Below are 23,153 nucleotides of genomic sequence, written 5' to 3' on the forward strand. Positions count from 1 at the left end.
GCGCATCATCCAAGCAGTATATCGACCCTACGGAATTGGCCTAGACGCAACGCTTCTGCTAAGGCCCCCGTAATCGAATCTGCCGTTACCGTCTGCGTAGTGCTGTCCCTGCCGAATAACTGGTATTGAATCGGTTTGGCGGCATCCTGACCAAAGGTATCGCGGCGCTGAGGATTGAGGTATACCAGCAAGGTCGAGCCAAACAGCGTAAAAGTTGCGCTATCGGCAGGCAAGGTTTTAGGTTCGGCAAACGGCGTGGCAATTTGTGCTTCGGCGGTAAAAAACGCGGCGGCCAACAACGGTGTCGGTTTAAACGCCAAGATGCCGGTTTCCCATGTAAACGGCGCCGGCCCCAGGAACAGATACGTCCACAAGTGCAAAAATTCCACGGTTGCGCCGGATAAACGGGCCACGCAGCCGCGGCCGTGTTGCCGGGCATCAACCGTAAAGCCGCTGCTGACCAGAAAGCTGGAGGCTTCAATGGGATTGCGTTTGTATGTGCCCGGATCGTGAAACGGTAGCAAGAGCGTTTCGATGTTGGCGTAAAACGCATCAATCAATCCAGCCCGCACCATCTCCAGTACAAACTTGTAATGCATGTGTAAAAAAATCGAGCCGTTCTCTAGCCAACCGTAGTTAAAAACCCCGATGCGCCCCAAATCCAGCGCCTTGTCACCCAAGAGTTCGTTGACGCGGTACATACCCAATTTGCTGTCGAACAGCTCGGAGTTTTGCACAGCTTGGTAAAGCGTTTGAGCCTGTGTTGGATCGGCGATCCGTAAGGCATGCACAAAACCTTCCAGAAATAAAGTCAGCGGCTTCTGTTGAAAACGCGTAACGGCAATGCCCCCAGTGTCCAGTTCCTGATAGTGTTCAACCTCGTAAGCAAAATAGGTGACTATGCTCTGAGGTGTGCAGGCTTTGTCGATGGCGGCGTCCAGGTAATGGGTTACCAAGCTCAGGAAGGCTTGGATGTCAGTCAGCGCCAGAGCTTGTTCGGCACCGGCAAAGCCCATGAATACCTGTTCACGATACGCTTCTTTCAGCGTGCCGCTTGCCTGCCAGAACAGTTCCGGCGTCAAGTCAGTGCGGGTTAACACCTTATGCAACGCCGTCACAAAGTCGGCCAATTCGACGGGTACGGCACAGGCTCCCTCTAATTGGTTCAGCGCGCTGAGGGTAAAATCCACTAGGCGCTTCAACTCGATGGTTTCGTTGACCGACGAACCCAAAATGCCGGGTAAGCCATTTAGCGCATCGCACCAGCCGGGCCTATCCGCTTCCATCTCGATACCCACGCCGGCGGGATCGAGCGTCGCCAGCTTGTTGGCGACCAGCGTCAGTATCTTGCCCAATAGCGTGGTGTAAACGATGTCGCCGTGGCCGGCTTGCGAACGCACTTGATAGCGGCGCTGCTCTCGCGCATCGATCAATGCCTTTTTCTCTGGGCAATAGTGCACGGCGTTGTATTGGCGCACACCGTTTGCCGTAACCACATACTTTTGCGCGCGCGGCGCCACCTTATGGGTAGGATCGAAAAAGCTGTAGGTCTTGTCCTGAAATAAACCCGTCAATCGGTCCGGAAAAATCGCCGCATAACTGATTAATAAATCCACCAGATAGGTCCAATGATCCGACCAATAACCGCGGTCGAATTCGGCATCTTCCACTTCTTGGGCTTGGGCCAAAATGGCAGTCAGTATGCTTTCCGCATCGTCGGCGGTGCCCAGAATTTCTATCAGTTCCGCATACTTGAATTCTTTGTGCAGCAAGGGTTCCAACGCCGGAAAACGTCCGTAAAACGGCGCGAAATTCGCCGCTGCATCCACGGCAAACCGCGAGTTGCGCAAAGCACAAGGGTTATAGCCATCCGGCTGAATCAAGTTGAAAAAATAGCGAATATTCTTGGCATCCAAGGCCGGATCGAAGAACAAATCCATGCGCCGATTTTGCAACACATCGCGAAAGTCGCCGTTGCCTTCGGAGTAGGGCGTGTCCTGCAATAAAAAGTCGTTGTAATCGCGCTCCAGATCACCGTGTTTACGGCCAAATAAATACAAATGCGCGCCGCCCGGCACCGGCATGGAAAAGCCGCCGCGCAAGCCGTTGTCCAGATAACATTGCCGGGCGTGAGCATCGAATAGCGGCTGGGCGGTGGCTGTAAAAGCCTTTTGGCTGATGTCGTTCACCAAGCGGCGATTGGCTTCGCGTTTGGCCTCGAAATAGCCTGGTTGCTGAGCTTCAATCAGAAATTGATCGAAAATCTCGCGGGAGCCAGCGTGACCGTAAACGCCGTAAAACACCCGACTTTCGCCGGGTTGCAGTGATAGCGTCAAATGCTGAAGCGCGGCGGGTGTTTGATTGCCGCAGACTTGTTCGGCAAAGTCCAAAGGCTGGTCTGAAAAAAACCGCTCCGCTTGCGAAAAGTCGCCGGCCAAACCAAAAATCCGCTCAGGATCCTCAATGGCCTGATTGAGCTGCCCATCCAAAACGCCTACAAAGAAATTGCCAGCAACCACTTCTTCCACTTGCGGGCTGTCGGTGGGCCAGACTTTCAGGCGGTAAAACGGCCGATTTTCCGCCACACCCTCTACCCGCATAAAAGCCTCGGAGGTGCGGCTCATGAATTTGAGTATCCATTGATTCATCGCATACGGCAGCACTTGCGGCAAGCCATCGACAATCTCGAGGTGTAGGGCTTTATCCGTGGTGTTGGCAATCTCTACCCGCCGCAGTAACCCGGCAACTGGCGCTTCGGCTAGCGTAAACAAGTCGGCGCGCAAGCGTAAACCCAGTGGGGGATTGACTTCCTCCACGCCCACCTCGTGTGGTGTCACGTAAAGTCGTTGGGTAACGTCCGATCCAGCACCGCGCTGAAACGGTTCGTAATTCAGAGTTTGCTGACCATCGCCAACTTTAAGAAAAGTGCGAAACCCGCGCGACGGCGTCAGTTGATACGCTTTATCAGCCGGGAAAAACTCTAAAAACGCGCCGTCCTTGTTCCGCACCCCGAAACTGGCGATGGCCTGGCCGCGATTGACATAAAACACCCAGGCCGGACGCCCGTGCATCCCTGCAATCCCCGGCAGAAAGCTGGCGAAGGGGGCGCAGTCGTTATACTGTTCGATAACAAAGCATTGGTCACCGGCGAAGAAATAGCGGGGCTGATTCATGGGGATACCGTTGTTTTCGGGATTGAAAGTACTACAACTCTAGCAAGCGTTTTGCTAAGTGCCAGCATGGTTCCTACGCCGTGACAGCTCACTTTAAAAAAGAAGGCTGCTGTGTGCAGTGTGCAGACTGCATGGATTAACAACCGGCAGAGCGCTTTAAAAATTAAACTGCGTCATATGCCGCAAACCGATTCGGTCAAATCATCGCCTAAGCTGTCTTTTCTTCGCTCATGTATCAAGGAAAATCGCTGAGTCCCAGTTAACACCGCGGAAAGAAACACCTGTAAGTCTTTGAAATAAAATAATAAGCCAGCAAGTGACGCACTGGGGTAGTGCAAAATCCTAATATTCGGCCCTAAATTTGCCTTATTTATAGGTTTTTATAAGAAATCGCGCGTCTGAATTAGCCCTTACCCCGATTGTGGCAACCTCCATGAGCACACAACACAATGTCCGACCCTGTTTATTTTGGATTGCATTTACGTTTATGTTACGCGGTGTAGCACATAGATCATGATAGCCACAATAATGCCTGACGAAGCATTGACCAAACTCTACCAAGAGCATCATTCCTGGCTGCTCGGTTGGCTAAACCGCCGCGTCCAATGCCGGTTGCAGGCCGAAGATCACGCGCACGATACCTTCATGCGCGTCCTCACCGTACAGGATATGCAAGCCATTCGCGAGCCGCGCGCCTATCTGATGACGATTGCCAAAGGCTTGTTGATCAATCAGTGGCGCCGCTCCGCTATCGAACAAGCCTACTGGGATTCCGTGGCGGCGTACCCGGAGCCATTGGCGCCATCGCCGGAAGAGCACGCCATCATCCTCTCCACCCTGCAGGAAATCGATGCCTTGCTGGACGAACTACCTGCCAAAGTCCGTAGCGCATTTCTGCTGTCGCAACTGGATGGCTTAACTTATGTACAGATAGCTCAACGCTTGGGGGTTTCCGATAGGATGGTGAAAAAATACATGGCCCAAGCGATGTTGCATTGCCTCACCGCCACCTTATAAAAAACCATGGCTAAACGACATCATCCGGACATTCACCCCCGCATCCTGGCAGAGGCGGCGGAATGGTTTGCGGTATTGGGATCAGGCGCTACCAGTCAAACTGAGCAGCAACAATGGCAGGCCTGGCTGGCGTCACATCCCGCGCATCGGGCGGCTTGGTCTCGGGTGGAGTTTTTTACCCATAAATTCGATGGCTTGCCCACGCAAACCGCAGCGGCAGCGTTAGGCTCGCCGGATATGCAGCGCCGTCAGGCCCTTAAAAACTTGGCGGTTTTGGCTGTGGTAGGCTTCTCCGGCTTTGAGTTGTGGCGGTCCGATTATCTGAGCGGGTGGCGCGCCGATTACCGAACCGGCATAGGCGCCACCCGCAGCCTTAGCTTGGCGGATGGCAGCCACGTCGAGATGGATGCGGCCAGCGCTATCGACGTTGATTTTTCAACTGACTTGCGCAGAATCCGCCTACTAAGCGGCGAAATTTATATTGAAACCGCGCCGGACAGCAACGGCCGGTATCGCCCCTTCGTGGTAGATAGTGCGGAAGGCCGGGTTAGGGCAATTGGTACCCGCTTCAGCGTTCGCCAACAGCATGAACAAAGCCACACCAGTGTCTACGCCGGTGCCGTGGAAATCACCCCAAGCGGCCTCGGCGCCAGTCGCCAGACCTTAAGCGCCGGACAGCAAGCCCACTTCAGCGCCCAAGCCATTGCCCCCATTCAAGCGACCGAACTCAATCAACCCGCCTGGACCCAAGGCTTTTTGTTGGCGGACAACCAACCGTTAAGCGAATTTGTGGTGCAACTCAATCGCTATCGCCATGGCTACATCACCTGTGCGCCGGAGATTGCCGAACTACGCATCGTCGGTGCCTACCCCATTCACGACACCGACCGAATTCTGGCCGAGCTGGAAAAAACCTTGCCGGTCAAAGTCTCGCAAGTGTCGCCGTTGTGGGTGAGGATTGAGCGGCGTTGAGTTTTGCACTGGCGGCCCATGGCAGGCTCAGATAACCTGCAAGCCCAAAAGCTGTTGGAATGGCAGAAAATCCTTATCCGAATGCAACAATGGCATCTGCTTTTCAATGCAGAAAGTCGCAATCAGGGTGTCGATGGTCTTGCGAATGGTGATACCTTGCTTGCGTAGACTTCTAAAGTTTTCCGCACTCTTTAAACTTATCTCCCTACCGAGCATGGTGTGCATGGGCAAAGTACATAAAATCGCTTTTGCGGTTTGGTAATCCTGATCGTTACGAAAACCCTGCAACACTTCCACCAAAATCAAATCACCAGTGCAGACAGGCTTTACACCTAGCAAACCGTCCAGTTTTTGGGTAGCGATGGTTTCCGTGCCGTTGAAATAATCGATCCAAACACTGGAATCGACCAAAATCACCGCTCAGCCCGCATTTGATCTAAATCGCCTTCCCATTTTAATTGACCCTTCATTTTTTTGATGGCTTCCTGCTGCTTTAGCATCAATAAAGTTTTTAAGCCCTGTTCGACCGCTTCGCGCTTGGTTTTAATGCCTGTCACGCTTAAAACATCGGCCATTAGCGCTTCATCAATCATGATATTGGTCCGCATCGGAATCTCCGTGTGTATGATTTTTGAAAATCATACATCACAACTAACGATTTGTCTCCGCCCATAATATTTACCAGGCAAACCGCGCATATGCACAATCATGCACGGAGAAGCCTGTAAAAAGCATGAATTCGTAACTGTTTGATTATTAACAACATAAAAAAATAATTGCAAATAATCGAAAAAAATTCACTTTTGCGGTTCCCTTTTTTCCGTTTCGATTGGCAAGTGAATTGAAACCTAAACAAACCAAGGGAGTGACCCCATGTCCAAGCGAAAACCCAAGCACCCCATCGACAAAACCAGCAGCAGCGTGCAACAGGCCATGACCGGTTTGGTACTGGCAACCTCGCTGGCGGCGATGCCCGCGCTTGCCGCCGAAACCGCCGGTGCCGAGCGCAGCTATCACATCAGCCGTAGCACCTTGAGCCATGCGCTAAGCCAGTTTGCCGGCAACGCCGGGATTATGCTTTCGGCGGATGCCCGATTGACCGACGGCAAAACCAGCCAGGGGCTGGACGGCGAATTTACCGTAGAGCAAGGTTTACAAAAGTTGTTGGCGGGGACTGGCTTGACCTACACGTTTACGGCTGGTGATGCGGTGGCGATTAAAGTGGCGGAAGCATCTGCTGACGTATCGACATTGCCGGCGGTGAGGGTGGAGGGAAAGGCCGTTTATGATGCGAATGATCCGTATAACGAAGACTATGCCGTAGGCAACGCCACTACTTCCACCAAAACCGATGCGCCTATTATGGATACTCCTAGCTCACTACAAGTTATCCCGCAGCAAATTTTAAAAGATCAACAAGCAGTGATTTTAGAAGATGCCACCAAGAATGTCAGTGGTGTACAACGGGTATGGAACGGAGAAGGATTTGGGCAGGATTTTGTCATTCGCGGTTTTGGGACGCGCAATGCAAGATTTCGCAACGGACAACGGATTGCCAGTTTCAATACGGACATGGCTAATGTCGAGCAGGTCGAGGTGCTAAAAGGCTCCGCGGCGATGCTTTACGGGCGAGTTGAGCCGGGCGGCATGGTAAACGTCGTAACCAAAAAGCCGCAGGAGGAAGCGCATTATTCATTGCAACAGCAGTTCGGTTCTTATGATTTTTACCGGACGGTGGCCGAGGCGACAGGGCCGCTGCTCGATGACAAGTCGCTAACCTACCGCATGGATTTTGCTTACACGGACCGCAATTCGTTTCGTGATTTCGTCAGTCAAAATCAGGTCTTTGTGGCTCCCGCCCTACATTGGCAAGCCAATGATAGGACAGAGTTTAATTTGAGCCTTGAGTATATGAACCGAAACCTCCCTCAAGACACTGGGATTCCGGCGATTGGTAATCGAGTGGCCGACGTACCCTTCAACACCAATTACGGGCAGCCGGGTACTCAATTCAATGAAGATCCTAGTGACAGTACGCTTCTGGATGTCAACTGGTCACACGCATTTAATGATAACTGGAAGTTTCAGAACGGCTTTACCGGTAATTGGACAAATAATCACTTTAAGACCATCCTGGTCGCCGTTTTTCAACCGTTATTGGAAGAAGGCGCCAATCCCAAACAGGTCAGACGGGGCTCGCAGTTTGTGGATGATTCAGCGGAAACCTACACAACCTATTTTAATTTAAACGGAAAATTCAACACTGGCGAAGTTCAGCACAATGTTCTGCTTGGCGGGGATTATTATTCAACCGAACAAAGATCTGGAGGCTATTTTGGTTTCAGCGCGGCCAACGCCCCTGCCGATAGCCCGTTTCACTTGGATGGTGATTTTGCCGGTGGAAATCTGGCATTTTCTCGGGTAAATCTGAACAACCCGGTTTACCCAAACCTTGATTTCGGCTTTTTCGAATCTCAACGCATCAATCGGCCTAATAATTTTTTCATCAACCAGACATCGTGGTATGGCTTGTACTTCCAAGACCATATTTCGATGTTCGATGAAAAATTACAGATACTGGGCGGCGGCCGATACGATTGGGCGCATTTAGCCTCTGGCTTCTCCAATTCGGCCACGAATGCCACGGATATCAACGGCAACTGGAATGGAAATGTGCCTGGTTTAGACAAAATTGAGCTACAAAAGCAAAGCGAAGGTTTTTTCAGCCCCCGCGTGGGTTTGTTGTATCGGCCGTGGTCGTGGCTTTCCTTTTACGGTAATTGGGTCGAAGGATTTGGAACCAACAATGGACGATCAGCCACGGGCCAGCCATTAAATCCCGAAACTTCCGAACAATTTGAGGCGGGATTTAAATCCGAATGGTTCGACGGCAACTTAACCACCAATCTGGCTTATTTTCATATCGATAAAAAGAATGTCATGACACTGATAGGCGACAATGGCCTATCCGACACGATAGGCGCGCAGCGCAGCCAAGGGATAGAAATTGACGTTGCCGGGCAGATTACCGATGGTCTCAGCCTGATTACAACCTACGCATTCACCGATGCTCGCATTATTGGTGATGGCGATGCGACCGGGAACAATGAAGGCAACAGGATGCCGAATGTCGCCGAGCAATCCGGAAGCGCATGGTTAAAATATGCCTTTCAGCAGAGTGCTTTAAAGGGCTTGAACATGGGTGTTGGCGCTTACATAGCCGGCAAACGTGAAGGAGACATCGCCAATAGCTATCAATTGCCCGGTTACGTAAGAGTCGATACCTTTGCGGGTTATGCGATGAACCTTGGCAAAACCAGGCTAACGACTCAACTCAACGTCAATAACATTTTCGATAAACGTTATTTCTTTACCGGGGCACCTTATTCCGCCTACCGTGCCTGGAATATACCTGGCGAACCGTTGATGGTAATGGGGTCTATCAAGTTGGAGTATTAGGGCCGGTTGGGGTGAGGCACGAACCCCAACATGATGGCTTATTCCAACATTGATGGCCTAAAAATCATCAATCACTTTATTGTTGCGTTGCCGCTGGTTTGCGGGTGGTTTTATGGTGGTCGTGTTGGGGTGCGTGCCTCACCCCAACCTTCGATAAACTCAGGGCGAACGGTATTAATGGCGGATTAGCGCAGATTGGCATGCTCAGGTTTGGACTGCGTTACACAAAGCTGCGCCTAGCCAGCCGGCTAATTGCTTAGTCTCTCGTCTTCGATTTTGCTATGCGGGTGGTGGCGGGATAAAAAAAACGCCCCTGCCAACAAACTTGGTAGAGGCGGCGCGACAATCGCTAGATGGTTAACTATTGTAATCTTAGAAACCTATTGGATAAGACTCGTCTCCAACTTACCCGCAGCCTCGGGCTGCTCCAGCCAACCGCCGCCCAAAGCCTTGTAAACCGCAGTCAACGCGGTAGCGGTGGCGGTTTCGCTTTGCGCCAACTGGCTTTGATCCTGCAACAACCTTAATTCGCTATCCAGCACGGTCAGAAAATCCGCGATGCCTTCCTGATAACGCAGATGCGCCAGTTCCGCGGCTTTTTCGCTGGCCTTCGCTGCAGCCTGTAACGAACTGCGGCGGGCACGCTCCTGGCGATAGTTGACCAGGGCATTTTCGGTTTCTTCCAAAGCATTTAGTACGGTTTGTTCATACTGCGCCAAGCTGGCTTCGGCACGGGCATCGGCGGCTTTGATGCGGGCGTAGACCCGGCCTAAGTCAAACGCTGCCCAGCTGATTTTTGGCCCGACTGAATAGGATTCCGATCCCGGTGCGACGATGCCGGATAGGGTACTCGCCTCCAGCGACAGGCTGCCGACGAACGTCACGCGCGGGAATAAGTCGGCGGTGGCTACGCCGATGCGGGCGGTCGCGGCGGCCAAGCTGCGTTCGGCGATGCGGATATCCGGCCGCCGGCGCAAGAGTTGTTCCGGGTTGCCGATTTGGATACTGTCCGGGGCTTTGGGTAACGGTGCGGACTGCACCAAGCTACTGGTCAGCGTGTCCGGCATTTGCCCGGTCAAGACGCTGAGCCTATGGATGGCTTGGGCGATGGCGCTTTCCAGACGCGGAATGGTGGCTTTGGTGCTTTCCAGTTGGGCCAGCGCTCGGGATGTGTCCAGCTCGGTGCCACGGCCGTTTTCCAGTTTGACTTGGGTCAGCGCCAGGGTTTGGGCCTGGTTGTCGGCATTTTTGCGGGCGACCGCCAACTGGTTTTGCAGACCGCGCAATTCAAAATAATTCCGGGCCGCTTCGGCAATCAGACTGACGCCGATGTCGCGCAGGCTGGCTTCTTGCGCTTCGACTTCGTCATTGCTGGCCTCGACGTTGCGTCGCACCCGGCCGAAGAAATCGATTTCCCAGGAAGCATCGAAACCGGTGTTGTACAGCTTCAATTCGCGTGGAAAAACGCCGGTGCGGTTATTGAATGAGCCGGTACTGCGTTTTTGCTCAGTGTAATTGGCGTGTGAAGTGACGGTCGGTAACAGGTTCAGGCCGGTTTCCAGATACAAAGCGCGCGCTTCCGCCAGATTGGCACGGGCGATTTTTAGCTCGTAGTTATGGCTGATGGTGTTGTCGATCAACGCGCTCAATTGGGGATCGTCGAACAGCTGCCACCACCGCTCTTCGATGCCGCGATCAGAAAATTCGGCGGCTTGGGCGTTGGCAAAACTGGCGGGTAAATCCGCAGTGGCGGGCAATTCATAATCCGGGCCAACCGCGCAACCGCCGAGCAGCAGGCCGATCAGGCCGGCAGCACTCAGGGCCTGATGCCGGAGTTTGGAGGGGCGCAGACTCATTTGTGGGCCTCAATTGCAGGTTGATGACTGGTTAAATCGGTGGCAGCGGGCCGCAGGCGTTGGGCGATGGCTTGTACCACCACATAAAACACCGGCGTCAGTAACAAGCCGAACACCGTCACGCCGATCATGCCGCTGAACACCGCCGTGCCCAGCAGACGCCGGGATTCGGCGCCGGCACCTTGGGCAATCACCAAAGGAAATACGCCCATGATGAAGGCAAATGAGGTCATCAGAATGGGCCGTAAGCGGATGCGAGAGGCTTCAACGGCGGCTTCGAACCGGTTCAGGCCGCTTTCTTGCCGTTGTTTGGCAAATTCGACGATCAAAATCGCGTTCTTACTCGCCAGCCCCACGAGTACGATGAAGCCGATTTGCGTGAAGATATTGTTGTCCATATGGCTCAACCAAACCCCTGTCATCGACGACAAAATACACATGGGTACAATCAAAATCACCGCAAACGGCAACGACCAGCTTTCGTATTGCGCGGCCAGGGCCAGGAACACGAAGATCACGCTGAGCGGAAACACCAGCATCGCCACGTTGCCGGCCAAGACCTGCTGCAAGCTCAGTTCGGTCCATTCGAAATCAAAGCCCGGCGGCAATTCGGCGGACAGCAATTTACTCATGGTGTCGATGGCTTGGCCGGAGCTGATGCCGGGCAGGGTGCCGCCGTTGATTTCCGCGGCCGGATACATGTTGTAACGGGTGATTTTGTCCGGACCGGCGATTTCTTTCACCTCGCTGACCGCACCCAAGGGCACCATGCCGCCTTGGCGGTTTTTGGTTTTTAGTTGGTCAATATCGCCCGGCAACATCCTGAATGGGGCATCGGACTGCGCAGTGACTTGATAGGTGCGGCCAAAGGCGTTGAAGTCGTTGACGTACAAGGAGCCGAGATATATTTGCAAGGTGTCGAACACGTCTTTCAACGGTACGTCCATCGCTTTGACCCGGGTTCTGTCCACGTCCACAAACAATTGCGGCACGCCGGACCTAAACGTGCTGAACAAACCCACCAAGCCGGGCTGTTGATTGCCCTGTCCCAGCATTTCATTGGTGACGCGCTGCAATTCGTCCACGCCGGCGTTGTTTCTATCTTCAATTTGCAGTTTAAAACCGCCGACCGAACTCATGCCGCGAATCGGCGGTGGCGCGAATACGGCGATGCGGGCGTTGGGAATTACGCTCAGGCGCTGCGTAAGGCTTTTGACGATCTCGTCGGCATGCAATTCGGGGTGACCGGCCCGGTCGGTAAATTCGCCTAAGCGGGCAAACATGGTGGCCACATTGGACTGATTCGCCCCGCTTAACACCGACCAACCCGCGTAGGCGTTAACGTGTTGTACGCCTTGGGTATCCAGAATGATCTTGCTGGCTTGCTGCACCACGTCCTGGGTGCGGGCCAGGGACGCGGCGTCGGGCAATTGCGCGTACAACACCAGATAGCCTTGGTCTTGCTGCGGAATAAAACCGGTCGGTACTTTCTCAAATGCCAGGAAATTCAAGCCGTTCAGGCCGACATACAGCACCAGAACGACAGCGGTCACGCGAATCAACCGGCCGACCAATCGCGAATAGCCCAGGCTGAAACGCTCGAAAAAGCGGTTAAATGCACCGAAAAACCAGCCGAACAGCTTGTCGAATACTTTGGTGAAAGCGTCTTTGTCTTCGTGAGCGCGGTCCAGCAGCAAGGCGCACAAGGCCGGACTCAGTGTCAACGAGTTAAACGCCGAAATCACGGTGGATACTGCAATGGTCAAGGCAAACTGTTTGTAAAATGCGCCCGATACGCCGGTGATAAAAGCCGTGGGCACGAATACCGCCACCAACACCAACGCCGTGGCGACCACCGGTCCCACCACTTCGGACATGGCCAGGCGGGTGGCATCCCGAGCATGAAGACCTTCGGCGATATGCCGTTCGACGTTTTCCACCACCACGATGGCGTCGTCCACCACGATGCCGATAGCCAGCACCAAGCCGAATAGCGACAGGGTGTTTAAGGAAATCCCCAAGGCCGACATTACCGCAAAGGTGCCGATCAAGGACACCGGCACCGCCAGCAACGGAATCACCGCCGCCCGCCAGTTTTGCAGGAACACGATCACCACCAAGACCACTAATAGCAAGGCTTCGAACAGGGTCTCGACCACGGCGTGTATCGATTGCTCGACGAAGACCACGGTGTCGTACACCAGTTTGTAATCCAGGCCTTCCGGGAAACGGGTCTTCAGTTTTTCCATCGCCTCCATTACCGCTTTTTTGGTATCGATGGCGTTGGAGCCGGGTAGTTGGAAAATCGCCAGACCGACCGACTCATCGCCGTCCAGATACAAGCCGGAGTTGTAATCCTTGGCGCCCAGTTCGATGCGGGCCACGTCTTTGAGGCGCGTCACTTGGCCGTTTTCGCCTTGCTTGATGACAATCTCGCCAAACTGCTCGGGGGTGCTGAGGCGGCCCAGGGTACTGACGGTGTATTGGTATTCGGCGCTGTTCGGCGAGGGTTGCTGACCGACCACGCCGGCCGCCACTTGCACGTTTTGCTCGCGCACCGCATTCACTACCTCGGCGGCGGTCAGGTTGCGGGCGGCGATGGTTTGCGGATTCAGCCATAGGCGCATGCTGTAATCGCGGGCGCCAAACAGCAGAATATCGCCCACGCCGGGCAAACGCGCCAAGGTGTCGCGGATTTGCAGCAGCGCGTAGTTACTCATATAAACGCTGTCGTAGCGCTTGTCCGGCGAGACCAGGTTAACCACCAGGCTCAAATCCGGGCTGCGTTTTTTCACGCTTAAACCTTGGCGGCGCACTTCTTCCGGCAATTTCGGCTCGGCCAGTGCCACCCGGTTTTGCACCAAAACCTGGGCTTTATCCAGATTGGCGCCGGGTTTGAAGGTGACGGTTAAAGACATCGCGCCGCTGTTGGTGGATTGCGAGGACATATACAACATGTCTTCCACGCCGTTCACTTCCTGCTCGATCGGTGTTGCCACGGTTTCCGCGACGACTTTGGCATTGGCGCCGGGATAATTGGTGCTGACCACGACGGTAGGCGGAGCAATTTCCGGGTATTGGGCAATCGGCAGGCCGATCAGCGCCAAACCGCCGACCAACAGGATGACAATCGACAACACCGCCGCGAAAATCGGCCGGTCGATAAAAAAATGACTGAATTTATCCATGGCTTATTGCGCTCCCGGCGCGGCCAAATCGATGCGTTCCGGATTGACTTTAGCGCCGGGTTTGAGTTTTTGCACACCTTCCACGACCACCCAATCACCCGCTTGCACGCCGCTGCGGATTACCCGCAACTCGCCGATACGCGAGCCGGGGGTGACTTGCCGGTATTCGGCTTGGTTGTCTTGATTGATGACCCAGACAAACCGCTGCGCCTGATCGGTGCCGACGGCGCGATCAGGCAGTAACAGGGCAGGGTAGGATGCCGAGGCCTGCACCCGCAAGCGCGCAAAAAAACCGGGGCTCAGCAATTCGTCCGGATTGGCGAACACGCCGCGCAAGCTCAAGGTGCCGGTAGCGGCATCCTCGCGCGGGGCGATGTAGTCCAGTTTGCCTTGATGCGGAAAATCGGATTCATCGGCAACCGCCAGTTGCACCGGCGTACCTTTTAGATCGGCGGCGCTTTGGCCGTGCTGCTGGGCATGCCGGCGATAACGCAACACCGATTGTTCGTCGGCATCCACGTAGACGTATACCGGATCCGTGGAGACAATGTTGGTCAGCACGGTGTCGTCGGCTTTGACCAGGTTGCCGGCGGTGATCATCTCGCGGCCGACCCGCCCGCTGATGGGCGCGCGGATTTCGGTGTATTCCAGGTTTAATTTTGCGGTATAGACGTTGGCTTCCGCCGATTCGACCGCCGCTGCCGCTTCCCTCAAACCTTTGGTGCGCATGTCGTATTCTTCGGCAGAAATGGCTTTGGCTTTGAACAGGTTTTCGGCGCGGGTCAAATCGTTTTTCGCCAACTCGCGTTTGGTTTTGGCGCGCTCCAATTCGGCTTGAGCGTAATTAAGCTGGGCTTTTAGCGGTTTAGGGTCGATTTGAAACAGCAAGTCGCCTTTCTTGACCTTGGCGCCCGCGGTGAAATTGACGCTGTCCAAATAACCGCCGACCCGGGCGCGGATGTCCACCGAGTTGATCGCTTCGATCCGACCGGTGTATTCGTCCCATTCCGTCGTTTCCCGGCTTAAGGGTTGCGCGATTTTCACATTGGGCGGCGGTGGCGCGGCTGTTGCGCCGGCAGGGGCTCCGGCATCGCCACAGCCAGCCAAAGCCAGTTGCAGGGCGATGCCGGCCACGCCGAACTTTACCCCGCATTGCAAGGCTTGGCGACGGGTTTGCTCCGGAAAATGAGCCGCTAGCGGCGATGAATGGGTTTGTTGATCTGCGAGCGTCATGCGCGGGTTTTTTGCCATTGCCGTACTGCCTTAGTCGTCGTTTAACTAAAAATGGTAATATCTATTACCGTTTAGTCTAGGTTATCATCTTTATTCAAGTCAATTCATTTCGCGAATCACACAGCATGGTCAAATGTGGACGTCCTTGTAAGGGCGATGAACAGCAAAGTCGGGATCGATTACTCGATGCGGCCTTACAGCTTTTTCTTGAAAACGGTTACGGAAACCTGAGTATGGAAACCATCGCCCGCGATGCTCGGGTATCGCTGCGGACGATCTATAGCCAATTCGGCGGCAAAGCCGGTTTGTTCGGTGCGTTGATCAGGCGTTGCAGCGACCAGTTTATCGGTAGCTTGTCCGACGATTGCGCATTGGAAGAGGCGTTGACGAATTTCGCCCGGCAGTTTTTGTTTCGGATTACCCGTCCGGATGTATTGCGGATGCGGGCGATATTGATCGGCGAATCGCCGCGTTTTCCTGATCTGGCGACACAATTTTACGAACAAGGACCGCGCCGGACGCTGGGATTGTTAGCGCAGTTTTTTATGCGTCAGCAACAGGCCGGCTTAATGATCGAAATGGACCCGTATTTCCTGGCCGACCAATTCATCAGCGCGGTGCGTGGCGAACGCTTACAGCGCTTACAGTTGGGTTTGGAGCCGACGCCCGACGAAGCGGAGATAGACGTTTGGGTGCGTCAGTCTGTCAGCTTGTTTTTACAGGGGTGTTTGGTAACCCGTTAAGTCATTCCATGTGCCGCGCTGGCGGCATCCGCATATCTCGCAGCTAATGCTCCGGTGTTACGGCCCAGTTGATGGTATTGGGCTAAATGAAGTTTCCCTGGATTAATTCAGGGTTTATTCCCGATGAAGGCGGGCGGTGCGCCCGGATAATACCGGGTTTTCACCACCCTTCGGGATTGCTTATGCGACACATCATGCTTTCATTCAGCTTTTTGCTCCTTTCCTGGCAAGTTCACGCTCACGGCCCAACGCCGCAAAAAGCCAAGGAGTCTGTGACCATCCAAGCGCCTATCGCCAAGGTTTGGAGCGAATTAAAAAATTTCGACGACATCGCCAACTGGCATAGCGACTTGAAAAAGAGTGCGGGTGACGGCAAGAATCAGTCCGGCGGTCTGCGTACCTTGACGTTTCAAAACGATGAAACCCTCACCGAAGAATTGGATTATTACAACGAAGCGGAACACGAATACAGCTACCGGCTGAAAACCGAAAATACCAAAGCGATTCCGACCAGTTCGCATACGGTCGATGTGAAAGTCGCGGCAGGCGAGACTGCCGACAGTAGCGTGGTCACCATCAAAAGCCGCTTCTACCGTGGCGATACCGGCAACACGCCACCGGAGAATTTGAGTGACGAAGCGGCGGTTAAAGCGATGACGCAGTTTTTCAAGAACGGCTTGAACGGCTTGAAAGCCAAGCTGGAGAAGTAAATTTTATTTCGTCATTCCTGATTACGTGGGAGTGACAGAGCCAGGGAGCTTTGCGTGTTGATTTCAATCGCCTCGCGCAATTGCAAGCCTGCATGGCTAGAGTCATTTAAGGCTATCTTCACGTAGTTAGCGTGCGAACCTGCAAAAAAAATCGCCCCTTGCGGGGCGATCTAGGGGCGAGGGTTTACGGATTCGGTCCGTTGTGGCAGCTAAAACAACTTACTTGGTAACCTGCCGGCCAATTCTTGATACCAAACTCATCGGCATCAATGGTCTTCGCAACTTTTACCGCACTCAAGGGTGTGCCGGCGCTGGTCGTACCGTGGCAATAGCTACAGCTTGGCGTGGTAGCGGTGCCGTTTTTATTGGCGTCTTCGTGTTGCTTAACCCATGCGTCACCGGTGGTATGCATGCCGTGAGGGCCGCCGTTTACCGTATTCGGCACCGTGGTATGGCAAGCCTTACATTCGGCTACTGTGCCGGCGTGTCCTTGCACTCCAATGCTTTGCAGGTTTTCGTCGGCATGCGTGGACGGGTATTCCGCGTGTGTCGAACCGTGGCAAGCCTCGCATTGCAAACCGCCGTGGCCTTTACTGAAACGATACAAATTCAGGCCGGGAACCGGGGTATTGGCGTTGGTGGCGAAGGTATGGTCGCTCGGTACGATGGCTTTGCCGGTGGCGTCGATCCCAGAGATGGCGCGTTTGCCTGGCGCTGCGCTGTTGTGGCAAGATTCGCAAGTCGGTTCGTTGAACCAGCCTTGCCGAGTCGGACTGCCGACCGCTTTCATATTGCCGTGACAGCTTTGGCAACTAATCGATGGGTCGCCGCTGGCATCCGTAGCGGTGGACATCGCGCCACGCAGACATTGCGTTACCGATCCCGGATGACATTGGTAACAAGCGCTACGGTTGTCCAGGCTATCCAGCGGCAACTGGGTGGCAGGGTCTTTTACATCGGCATGTTTTAAATGCAATGACTGGGTAAACGCTGGGATGCCGGCCATGCCGCCCATCACCGTGGTTTTGTTTTCCTTATCAAAGTAGGCGTTACTGGCATGGCACGCCACGCAGAGAACCGGCTGCCCAGCATCGGCCGTCGCCTGTAAACCTGTTGATTTGTAACCTTTGCTACTCAATGTGGTCAGTGCATCATTGAATAATTTACTCCCCGCTTGTTTGTCATCATGCAGACGCAGAATGTTGCGCTTCCAGTCTTTGTCAGGATCGGCATCGAATACCCAGCCCGCCACCGGTTTGGCGGCAGTTTGTGCGGCGTTGTTATTGGCGTCAGTGGACGCGTGACAGCCTTTGCAGGTCATCTCGTCGCTGACCGGCAACACGGTGGTGGCGCTAGCCAGTACTTTACCGCTCAGTGCATCTTTGGCGACGACCTTAACGGTCGGATAGAAGTTCTTGTTGCCTTTATCGTCGAAGGGTGTCACCGGAATACCTTCGGCCTCGAACCAGCCGAACGCTGTGTTGTAGGTCATTGGTGCGGGTGTTAGGGATGGCGTTTTGTTGCCGGGCATGGGTTTACCGCTGGCGAGACCGTCCAGGTTAACCCCGACATCGGGGGCCGGATTCAGGCCAACTAACTCACCGACCCAAGACCAGAAATTGGTTTTGTTGGCGCTGCTGGTATTGATAGAGCCGCTACTGTCGGCGACTGATTCATAAGTCAGCAACACATTACTACTGATTAACTTGCCGTTTTTGTCTTTCAATTGCGCATGCAAAGTGTTGTACGGCGGCAAGATCGCGAACACGGAAAAATCCAGGCCGTCCATGCAATGCATGCCTAAGTCATTCCAGGCCAGCAGGGTATATTCGCCGACAGCTGTGGTATTTAACACCGTCACGGCTACCGTTTTGGACGTCTTGCTATCGCGGATGGTCACCGTCGCCGAACCGGCTTTAATACCTTTTATATTAGCGAGATTATTGGCGTAGCTAACGCTGGCAATTGAGTTATCCGACGATTGGACACTGACCGTCCCGGAGGCGTTAGTGACCGTGACGTTGGCAGTGCCGCCTACATTGACCGCCAACACGGCCGGCGAAATCGTCAAGACGGCAGAGGGCGCGCTGATGACTTTGACTTCCACGCGTTTCGAGCTCTTACGATCCTTAACCGTGATCGTCGCTGAACCGGCTTTTACACCCTTGATACTGGCGATGCCGCTGGCGTAACTGACTGTCGCCACGCTGGTATTGCTGGATTTTACACTGATGCTTCCGGATGATTTCGTGACCGCAACCTTGGCTATTTCACCCACCAAGATTTCGACGGAATTGGGTTTGAGTTCAAGCGCCTGGACGCTGCCAAACCCGCATAGCCCCAGAACAATCAGCAAAAACTGAAATATAAATAGACGTGCATTCATAATATCTCCCATGAATACGTTTTGATCGGATGGGTAACCGTTAATGAATTGCCCATATGAATGGAAGCAAACGGTCAATATCCGATACCGCGTCGCTCCTCGTTGGTGCTTTATTACTATTTTTAATAAGGTTATTCATTTGGCACAATAACCATTCAACATGAATTGAAGATGAAAATATAATGAAGTAATGATTAAGACAGGCGCAGCTTTGAGACCAGGAAGGCTTGAATCGGGCTTTTTTATGCAGTTGTTTGGGAGGGGGCTTGCAGGCTTGTAGCCGGGAGTTCCGGTCGTAAGCGCCTATTAACAGCGTTGTTAACACGGCCCGCTCTGAGTCTATCGAAGCGCGCACCGGCCTGGGCTTCGACGAGCTCAGCCCGAACGGCAGGCCAGGATAAATAGAGTCGGGTTAATAAGGGAGGGTGTGTCCCGCGCTAGCTGTGTTCATACAGTTCGCTGCCGGTCTTGATGATACCCTGGCGACCAGCCAGTAGGGTAAGTTCCGACATGGTTTTGACATTCAATTTTTCTTTGATCGCCGTGCTGTGGTTGCAGACGGTTTTGTAGCTCAAACATAATTTCTCCGCCGCTTGACGGGTACTCAAACCGTTGGCCAGCAGGCAAAAAATATCGAATTCACGCGGTGACAGCGATTTCACTTTATAGGCCTCGTCCTGGCCGATGGCCATATTGACCGCTAATTGCTGCGCCAAAGCCGGCTCGATGTAAGTGCCGCCTTCCGCCAGCGTACAGACCGCGGTGACCAAGGTGTCCGGCTCATTATTTTTGGTGATGTAGCCCTTAGCGCCGGCTTTGATGGCTCGGGTCACATACACCAGCTCGTTATGAATGCTGAATACCAGGATCTTGCAGTTGGGATAACGGACCAATAAGCGCCGCACCGATTCCAAGCCGCCCAAACCGGGCATTGATAAATCCATCACCACCACATCCGGTGTCTGCTTGTCATATACCTGGCAAGCAGTCTCGCCTCTATCGGCTTCATAGACGGCGCCTATTCGTTCCGACAAGGATAAATAAGTCTTGTAACCGGCTCTGACCACTGCATGGTCGTCTACTAATAAAACGCTGATTTTATTCGCCACTAACTACGTGTCCTGATTGGTTTGGTGTGGATGAGCAAGAAACGCCCCCGGCGGAACCGGTGCTATCCCTAGCTGGCGCTTCTTGCCCCGCCATGATGCCGATTTTTATGCCGGGAAACCATGGGAGCTTTTCCCGTTTTGCCGCGGTGTGCGGCTGCGGGTGACCGGGAAAACTTCCATGACTTTTTTCGCGGAATTCCCAAGCTATTTATGGATTATTCCGTAACGCCCGATGGGCCGCCTTCTTTACCATTTGCGCCAGCATGGCCCGGTAGGTCTAAGTCAATATTGTGTGCGACTTGATTGAGATTGCTGATGTGAAAAGTGAAGGAGATTTCTGCCGCAAAGCAAAGTCTCGCGTCACGGATTGACGCCAAAATTAAGCGCAGCGTGTGATTGATTTTGCCCGGAAATGCCGATGGCGTTATCCGCTTTTAACGGAAGGCTCCCCTAACCAACCGATTTGCCGGGCCATGCAACCTAATAAACAACATAGGAGGATTCATGCAAATTTCACGGTTTGCCAAGCAGGTATCGACCACGGCCTTAGTAACGGCTGCGGCCTTGGCCGTGTCGCCATCGGCGCAAGCGAATAAAGAACTGGAACAGATGTCCAAGCAAAACACCAACTGGGTGATGCAGACCAAGGATTATGGTTCGACGCATTTCAGCGAAATGATCGACATCAACGCCAACAACGTCAAAAACCTGAAAGTGGCGTGGTCGTTTTCCACCGGCGTCTTGAACGGCCATGAAGGTGGGCCTCTGGTTGTTGATGGCATTATGTACGTCCACACCCCGTATCCCAACAATGTGTTTGCGATCAGTTTGGACGAGCCGGACAAAATTTTATGGCAGTTCAAGCCCAAGCAAAATCCGGCGGCTCGCGCCGTGGCCTGCTGTGACGTGGTCAACCGTGGTTTGGCTTATGCGCCGGCCGGCAAGGATTATCCGGCTACCATTTTCCTGAATCAGTTGGATGGCCATGTGGTGGCGATTAACGCCAAGACCGGCGAAGTGCTGTGGAAAATGGAAAACTCCGATATTGCGATGGGCTCTACGTTGACCATCGCGCCGTTCGTGGTGAAAGACAAAGTCATCGTCGGTACCTCCGGCGCCGAGTTGGGCGTGCGCGGTTACGCCACCGCCTATAACATCAAGGACGGCAAACAAGCCTGGCGCGTCTACGCCACCGGTCCGGACGAAGATATTAAATTGTCCAAAGACTTCAACAGCGCCAATCCGCATTACGGCCAGTTCGGTCTGGGTTTGAAAACCTGGGAAGGCGATGCCTGGAAAATCGGCGGCGGCACCAACTGGGGCTGGTACGCTTACGACAGCGATCTGGAAATGCTCTACTACGGTTCCGGTAACCCGGCGCCATGGAACGAAACCATGCGTCCCGGCGATAACAAATGGACCATGACCATCTGGGGCCGCGACGTTAACACTGGCGAAGCCAAGTTCGGCTACCAAAAAACCCCGCACGACGAGTGGGACTACGCCGGCGTTAACTACATGGGGCTGTCCGAGCAAATGGTCGACGGCAAAATGACCAAACTGCTGACTCATCCGGACCGCAACGGCTTGGTGTACACCTTAAATCGGGAAAACGGCAGCTTGGTCAATGCTTTCAAAATCGACGACACCGTCAACTGGGTGAAAAAAGTCGATCTGAAAACCGGTCTGCCGATCCGCGATCCGGAATATTCCACACACATGGACCACCAAGCCACCGGCATCTGTCCGTCGGCGATGGGTTATCACAACCAGGGCATCGAGTCTTACGATCCAAACAAAAAGCTGTTCTTCATGGGCACCAACCATATCTGCATGGACTGGGAACCGTTCATGCTGCCTTACCGGGCCGGCCAATTCTTCGTGGGTGCGACTTTGAACATGTATCCGGGGCCGAAAGGCACTTTGGGCCAAGTCAAAGCCATGAACGCGGTCACCGGAAAAATGGAATGGGAAGTTCAAGAGAAGTTTGCAGTGTGGGGGGGTACTACCGCCACTGCCGGCGACTTGGTGTTCTATGGCACGCTGGACGGTTACATCAAGGCCCGTCATTCCAAAACCGGCGAAGAGTTATGGAAGTTTAAGCTGCCTTCCGGTGTCATCGGCCACCCGATTACCTATAAACACAACAACAAACAATACGTGGCGATTTACTACGGTGTCGGCGGCTGGCCTGGCGTAGGTCTGGTATTTGACTTGGCCGATCCGACTGCCGGTTTGGGTGCGGTGGGTGCGTTTAAAGAGTTGGCGCACTACACGCAAATGGGCGGCGGCGTGATGGTGTTCGCGTTGTAAATCAGGCGTAGGGTACGCATCGCGTACCAGTGTGGCGTACCGGTCAAAAGTACGCGGTGCGTACCCTACAACTCTGCCGCAGCGCGGCTACTAAGGCGTTCCCGCGCGGCGCGTGGGAACGAGTCTACTTAATTCCTAGAATCACTATGAAAACAAGCACACGCATTGTGGCTGCGTTGGCATTGGGCTTTGGTTTTTCCACAGTTCAAGCCGAACAGCCGGTTTTGAAAGTCTGCACGGCTGAAAACGAAATGCCTTACTCCAATAAAAATGGCGAAGGCTTTGAAAACAAATTGGCGCAATACGTTGCCGAAAAACTGGGTCGCAAATTGGAAACCGTGACCTGGACTGACCCGCGCTACTTTATCCGCGATTACCTGGATAAAGGCTTGTGCGACGTGGTGATGGGCGTCGATGCCGGCGATCCGCGCTTGTTGACCACGGCACCGTACTACCGTTCCGGCTATGTCTTTATCAGCCGCGAAAAAGACGGGCTGGATTTGCAGAACTGGGATAGCCCAGCCTTAAAGCAAGCCCAGCGGATTGCTTTCGCGCCCGGCTCTCCGGCCGAAACCATGCTGCGGGCCATCGGCCGTTACAACGATATGTTCAATTACCAACAAGAGTTGGCCGGCTTCAAGTCCAAACGTAACCAGTACGTCAAGTACGACAACGACAAACTGGTCAACGAAGTGGCTGCCGGCAAAGCGGAAATCGCCATCTTGTGGGGACCCGCCGCAGCTCGCTATGTGAAGGCATCGGCCACGCCGCTGACGATGACGGTTATTCCGGACAACGCCAAGCGTGCCGACGGCGAAAAAGTGGGCTTCCATTACAGCACCGCCATTGGCGTGCGTAAGGACGACAGCGCTTTGTTGGCGCAATTGAACAAAATCATCAAAGACGGGCAGGACAATATCGAAGAGTTGCTGGAAGCGGAAGGCATTCCGTTGCTGGATCAACCCGAAACCGCCGTGTCCATGAACTAAACAGG

At 53.8% G+C, this 23,153-nt stretch carries 16 protein-coding genes; 7 read left to right on the top strand and 9 right to left on the bottom strand.

All coding sequences use genetic code 11. The features are described from left to right. Window positions 1-5 precede the first annotated feature (5 nt). Complete coding sequence (locus tag EBB_RS19035) at window positions 6-3,173, bottom strand: hypothetical protein (RefSeq protein ID WP_192395330.1); 3,168 nt, start codon at window positions 3,171-3,173, stop codon at window positions 6-8. 513 nt (window positions 3,174-3,686) lie between these two features. On the opposite strand from EBB_RS19035, the gene EBB_RS19040 reads away from it, so the two are divergent. After that, window positions 3,687-4,190, top strand: coding sequence for a sigma-70 family RNA polymerase sigma factor (locus tag EBB_RS19040; protein WP_192395331.1), 504 nt, complete (start codon window positions 3,687-3,689; stop codon window positions 4,188-4,190). Window positions 4,191-4,196: 6 nt separating this feature from the next. After that, complete coding sequence (locus tag EBB_RS19045) at window positions 4,197-5,162, top strand: FecR domain-containing protein (protein ID WP_192395332.1); 966 nt, start codon at window positions 4,197-4,199, stop codon at window positions 5,160-5,162. 27 nt (window positions 5,163-5,189) lie between these two features. Here the strand turns inward: EBB_RS19045 and vapC are convergent, their stop codons facing one another. The 3 genes from vapC to EBB_RS19060 all read right to left on the bottom strand — a co-directional run bounded on the left by vapC (window position 5,190) and on the right by EBB_RS19060 (window position 6,203). Next, window positions 5,190-5,579, bottom strand: coding sequence for a type II toxin-antitoxin system VapC family toxin (gene vapC, locus EBB_RS19050; RefSeq protein ID WP_192395333.1), 390 nt, complete (start codon window positions 5,577-5,579; stop codon window positions 5,190-5,192). Next, a complete protein-coding gene (locus tag EBB_RS19055; protein WP_033156185.1) occupies window positions 5,576-5,770 on the bottom strand; it encodes a type II toxin-antitoxin system VapB family antitoxin in 195 nt (64 codons plus the stop codon). The genes vapC and EBB_RS19055 overlap by 4 nt, the downstream gene beginning before the upstream one ends. Window positions 5,771-5,918: 148 nt before the next feature. Beyond that, window positions 5,919-6,203 carry a hypothetical protein gene (locus EBB_RS19060; protein ID WP_192395334.1) on the bottom strand — a complete coding sequence of 95 codons (285 nt, stop codon included), beginning with the start codon at window positions 6,201-6,203 and terminating at the stop codon, window positions 5,919-5,921. On the opposite strand from EBB_RS19060, the gene EBB_RS19065 reads away from it, so the two are divergent. Then, window positions 6,096-8,621 (top strand): TonB-dependent siderophore receptor, encoded by a 2,526-nt coding sequence (locus tag EBB_RS19065; protein ID WP_442785868.1) that lies wholly within the window; start codon window positions 6,096-6,098, stop codon window positions 8,619-8,621. The genes EBB_RS19060 and EBB_RS19065 overlap by 108 nt on opposite strands. 380 nt (window positions 8,622-9,001) lie before the next feature. On the opposite strand, the gene EBB_RS19070 is transcribed toward EBB_RS19065, so the two are convergent. The 3 genes from EBB_RS19070 to EBB_RS19080 are packed head-to-tail and all read right to left on the bottom strand — an operon-like array spanning window position 9,002 to window position 14,898. Continuing rightward, the gene (locus tag EBB_RS19070; RefSeq protein WP_192395336.1) at window positions 9,002-10,477 is read right to left on the bottom strand and encodes an efflux transporter outer membrane subunit; all 1,476 of its coding nucleotides are present in this window, start codon (window positions 10,475-10,477) and stop codon (window positions 9,002-9,004) included. Continuing rightward, on the bottom strand, window positions 10,474-13,665 hold the full coding sequence (locus EBB_RS19075; protein ID WP_192395337.1) for an efflux RND transporter permease subunit: 3,192 nt from the start codon (window positions 13,663-13,665) through the stop codon (window positions 10,474-10,476). The genes EBB_RS19070 and EBB_RS19075 overlap by 4 nt, the downstream gene beginning before the upstream one ends. Before the next feature lie 3 nt (window positions 13,666-13,668). Further along, entirely contained in the window at window positions 13,669-14,898 is a 1,230-nt protein-coding gene (locus EBB_RS19080; RefSeq protein ID WP_225587601.1) for an efflux RND transporter periplasmic adaptor subunit, read from the bottom strand. A 125-nt stretch (window positions 14,899-15,023) separates the two neighbouring features. Here EBB_RS19080 and EBB_RS19085 point away from each other — a divergent pair, with 125 nt between their 5' ends. Further along, on the top strand, window positions 15,024-15,641 hold the full coding sequence (locus EBB_RS19085) for a TetR/AcrR family transcriptional regulator (protein WP_192395339.1): 618 nt from the start codon (window positions 15,024-15,026) through the stop codon (window positions 15,639-15,641). A 182-nt stretch (window positions 15,642-15,823) separates the two neighbouring features. Beyond that, window positions 15,824-16,351: an SRPBCC family protein gene (locus EBB_RS19090; RefSeq protein ID WP_192395340.1), complete on the top strand. Its 528-nt coding sequence runs from the start codon at window positions 15,824-15,826 to the stop codon at window positions 16,349-16,351. A 184-nt stretch (window positions 16,352-16,535) separates the two neighbouring features. On the opposite strand, the gene EBB_RS19095 is transcribed toward EBB_RS19090, so the two are convergent. Together EBB_RS19095 and EBB_RS19100 are read right to left on the bottom strand one after the other, a co-directional pair. Beyond that, the gene (locus EBB_RS19095; RefSeq protein WP_192395341.1) at window positions 16,536-18,737 is read right to left on the bottom strand and encodes a hypothetical protein; all 2,202 of its coding nucleotides are present in this window, start codon (window positions 18,735-18,737) and stop codon (window positions 16,536-16,538) included. A 437-nt stretch (window positions 18,738-19,174) separates the two neighbouring features. Further along, window positions 19,175-19,846: a response regulator gene (locus tag EBB_RS19100; protein ID WP_192395342.1), complete on the bottom strand. Its 672-nt coding sequence runs from the start codon at window positions 19,844-19,846 to the stop codon at window positions 19,175-19,177. Window positions 19,847-20,350: 504 nt separating this feature from the next. Between EBB_RS19100 and EBB_RS19105 the strand changes: the two genes are divergently transcribed. Beyond that, entirely contained in the window at window positions 20,351-22,159 is a 1,809-nt protein-coding gene (locus tag EBB_RS19105; protein ID WP_192395343.1) for a methanol/ethanol family PQQ-dependent dehydrogenase, read from the top strand. A 146-nt stretch (window positions 22,160-22,305) separates the two neighbouring features. Next, a complete protein-coding gene (gene moxJ, locus EBB_RS19110; protein WP_192395344.1) occupies window positions 22,306-23,148 on the top strand; it encodes a methanol oxidation system protein MoxJ in 843 nt (280 codons plus the stop codon). The last annotated feature ends 5 nt before the right edge of the window (window positions 23,149-23,153 follow it).

This window comes from Methylomonas fluvii, assembly GCF_014850975.1.
Lineage (GTDB): Bacteria > Pseudomonadota > Gammaproteobacteria > Methylococcales > Methylomonadaceae > Methylomonas > Methylomonas fluvii.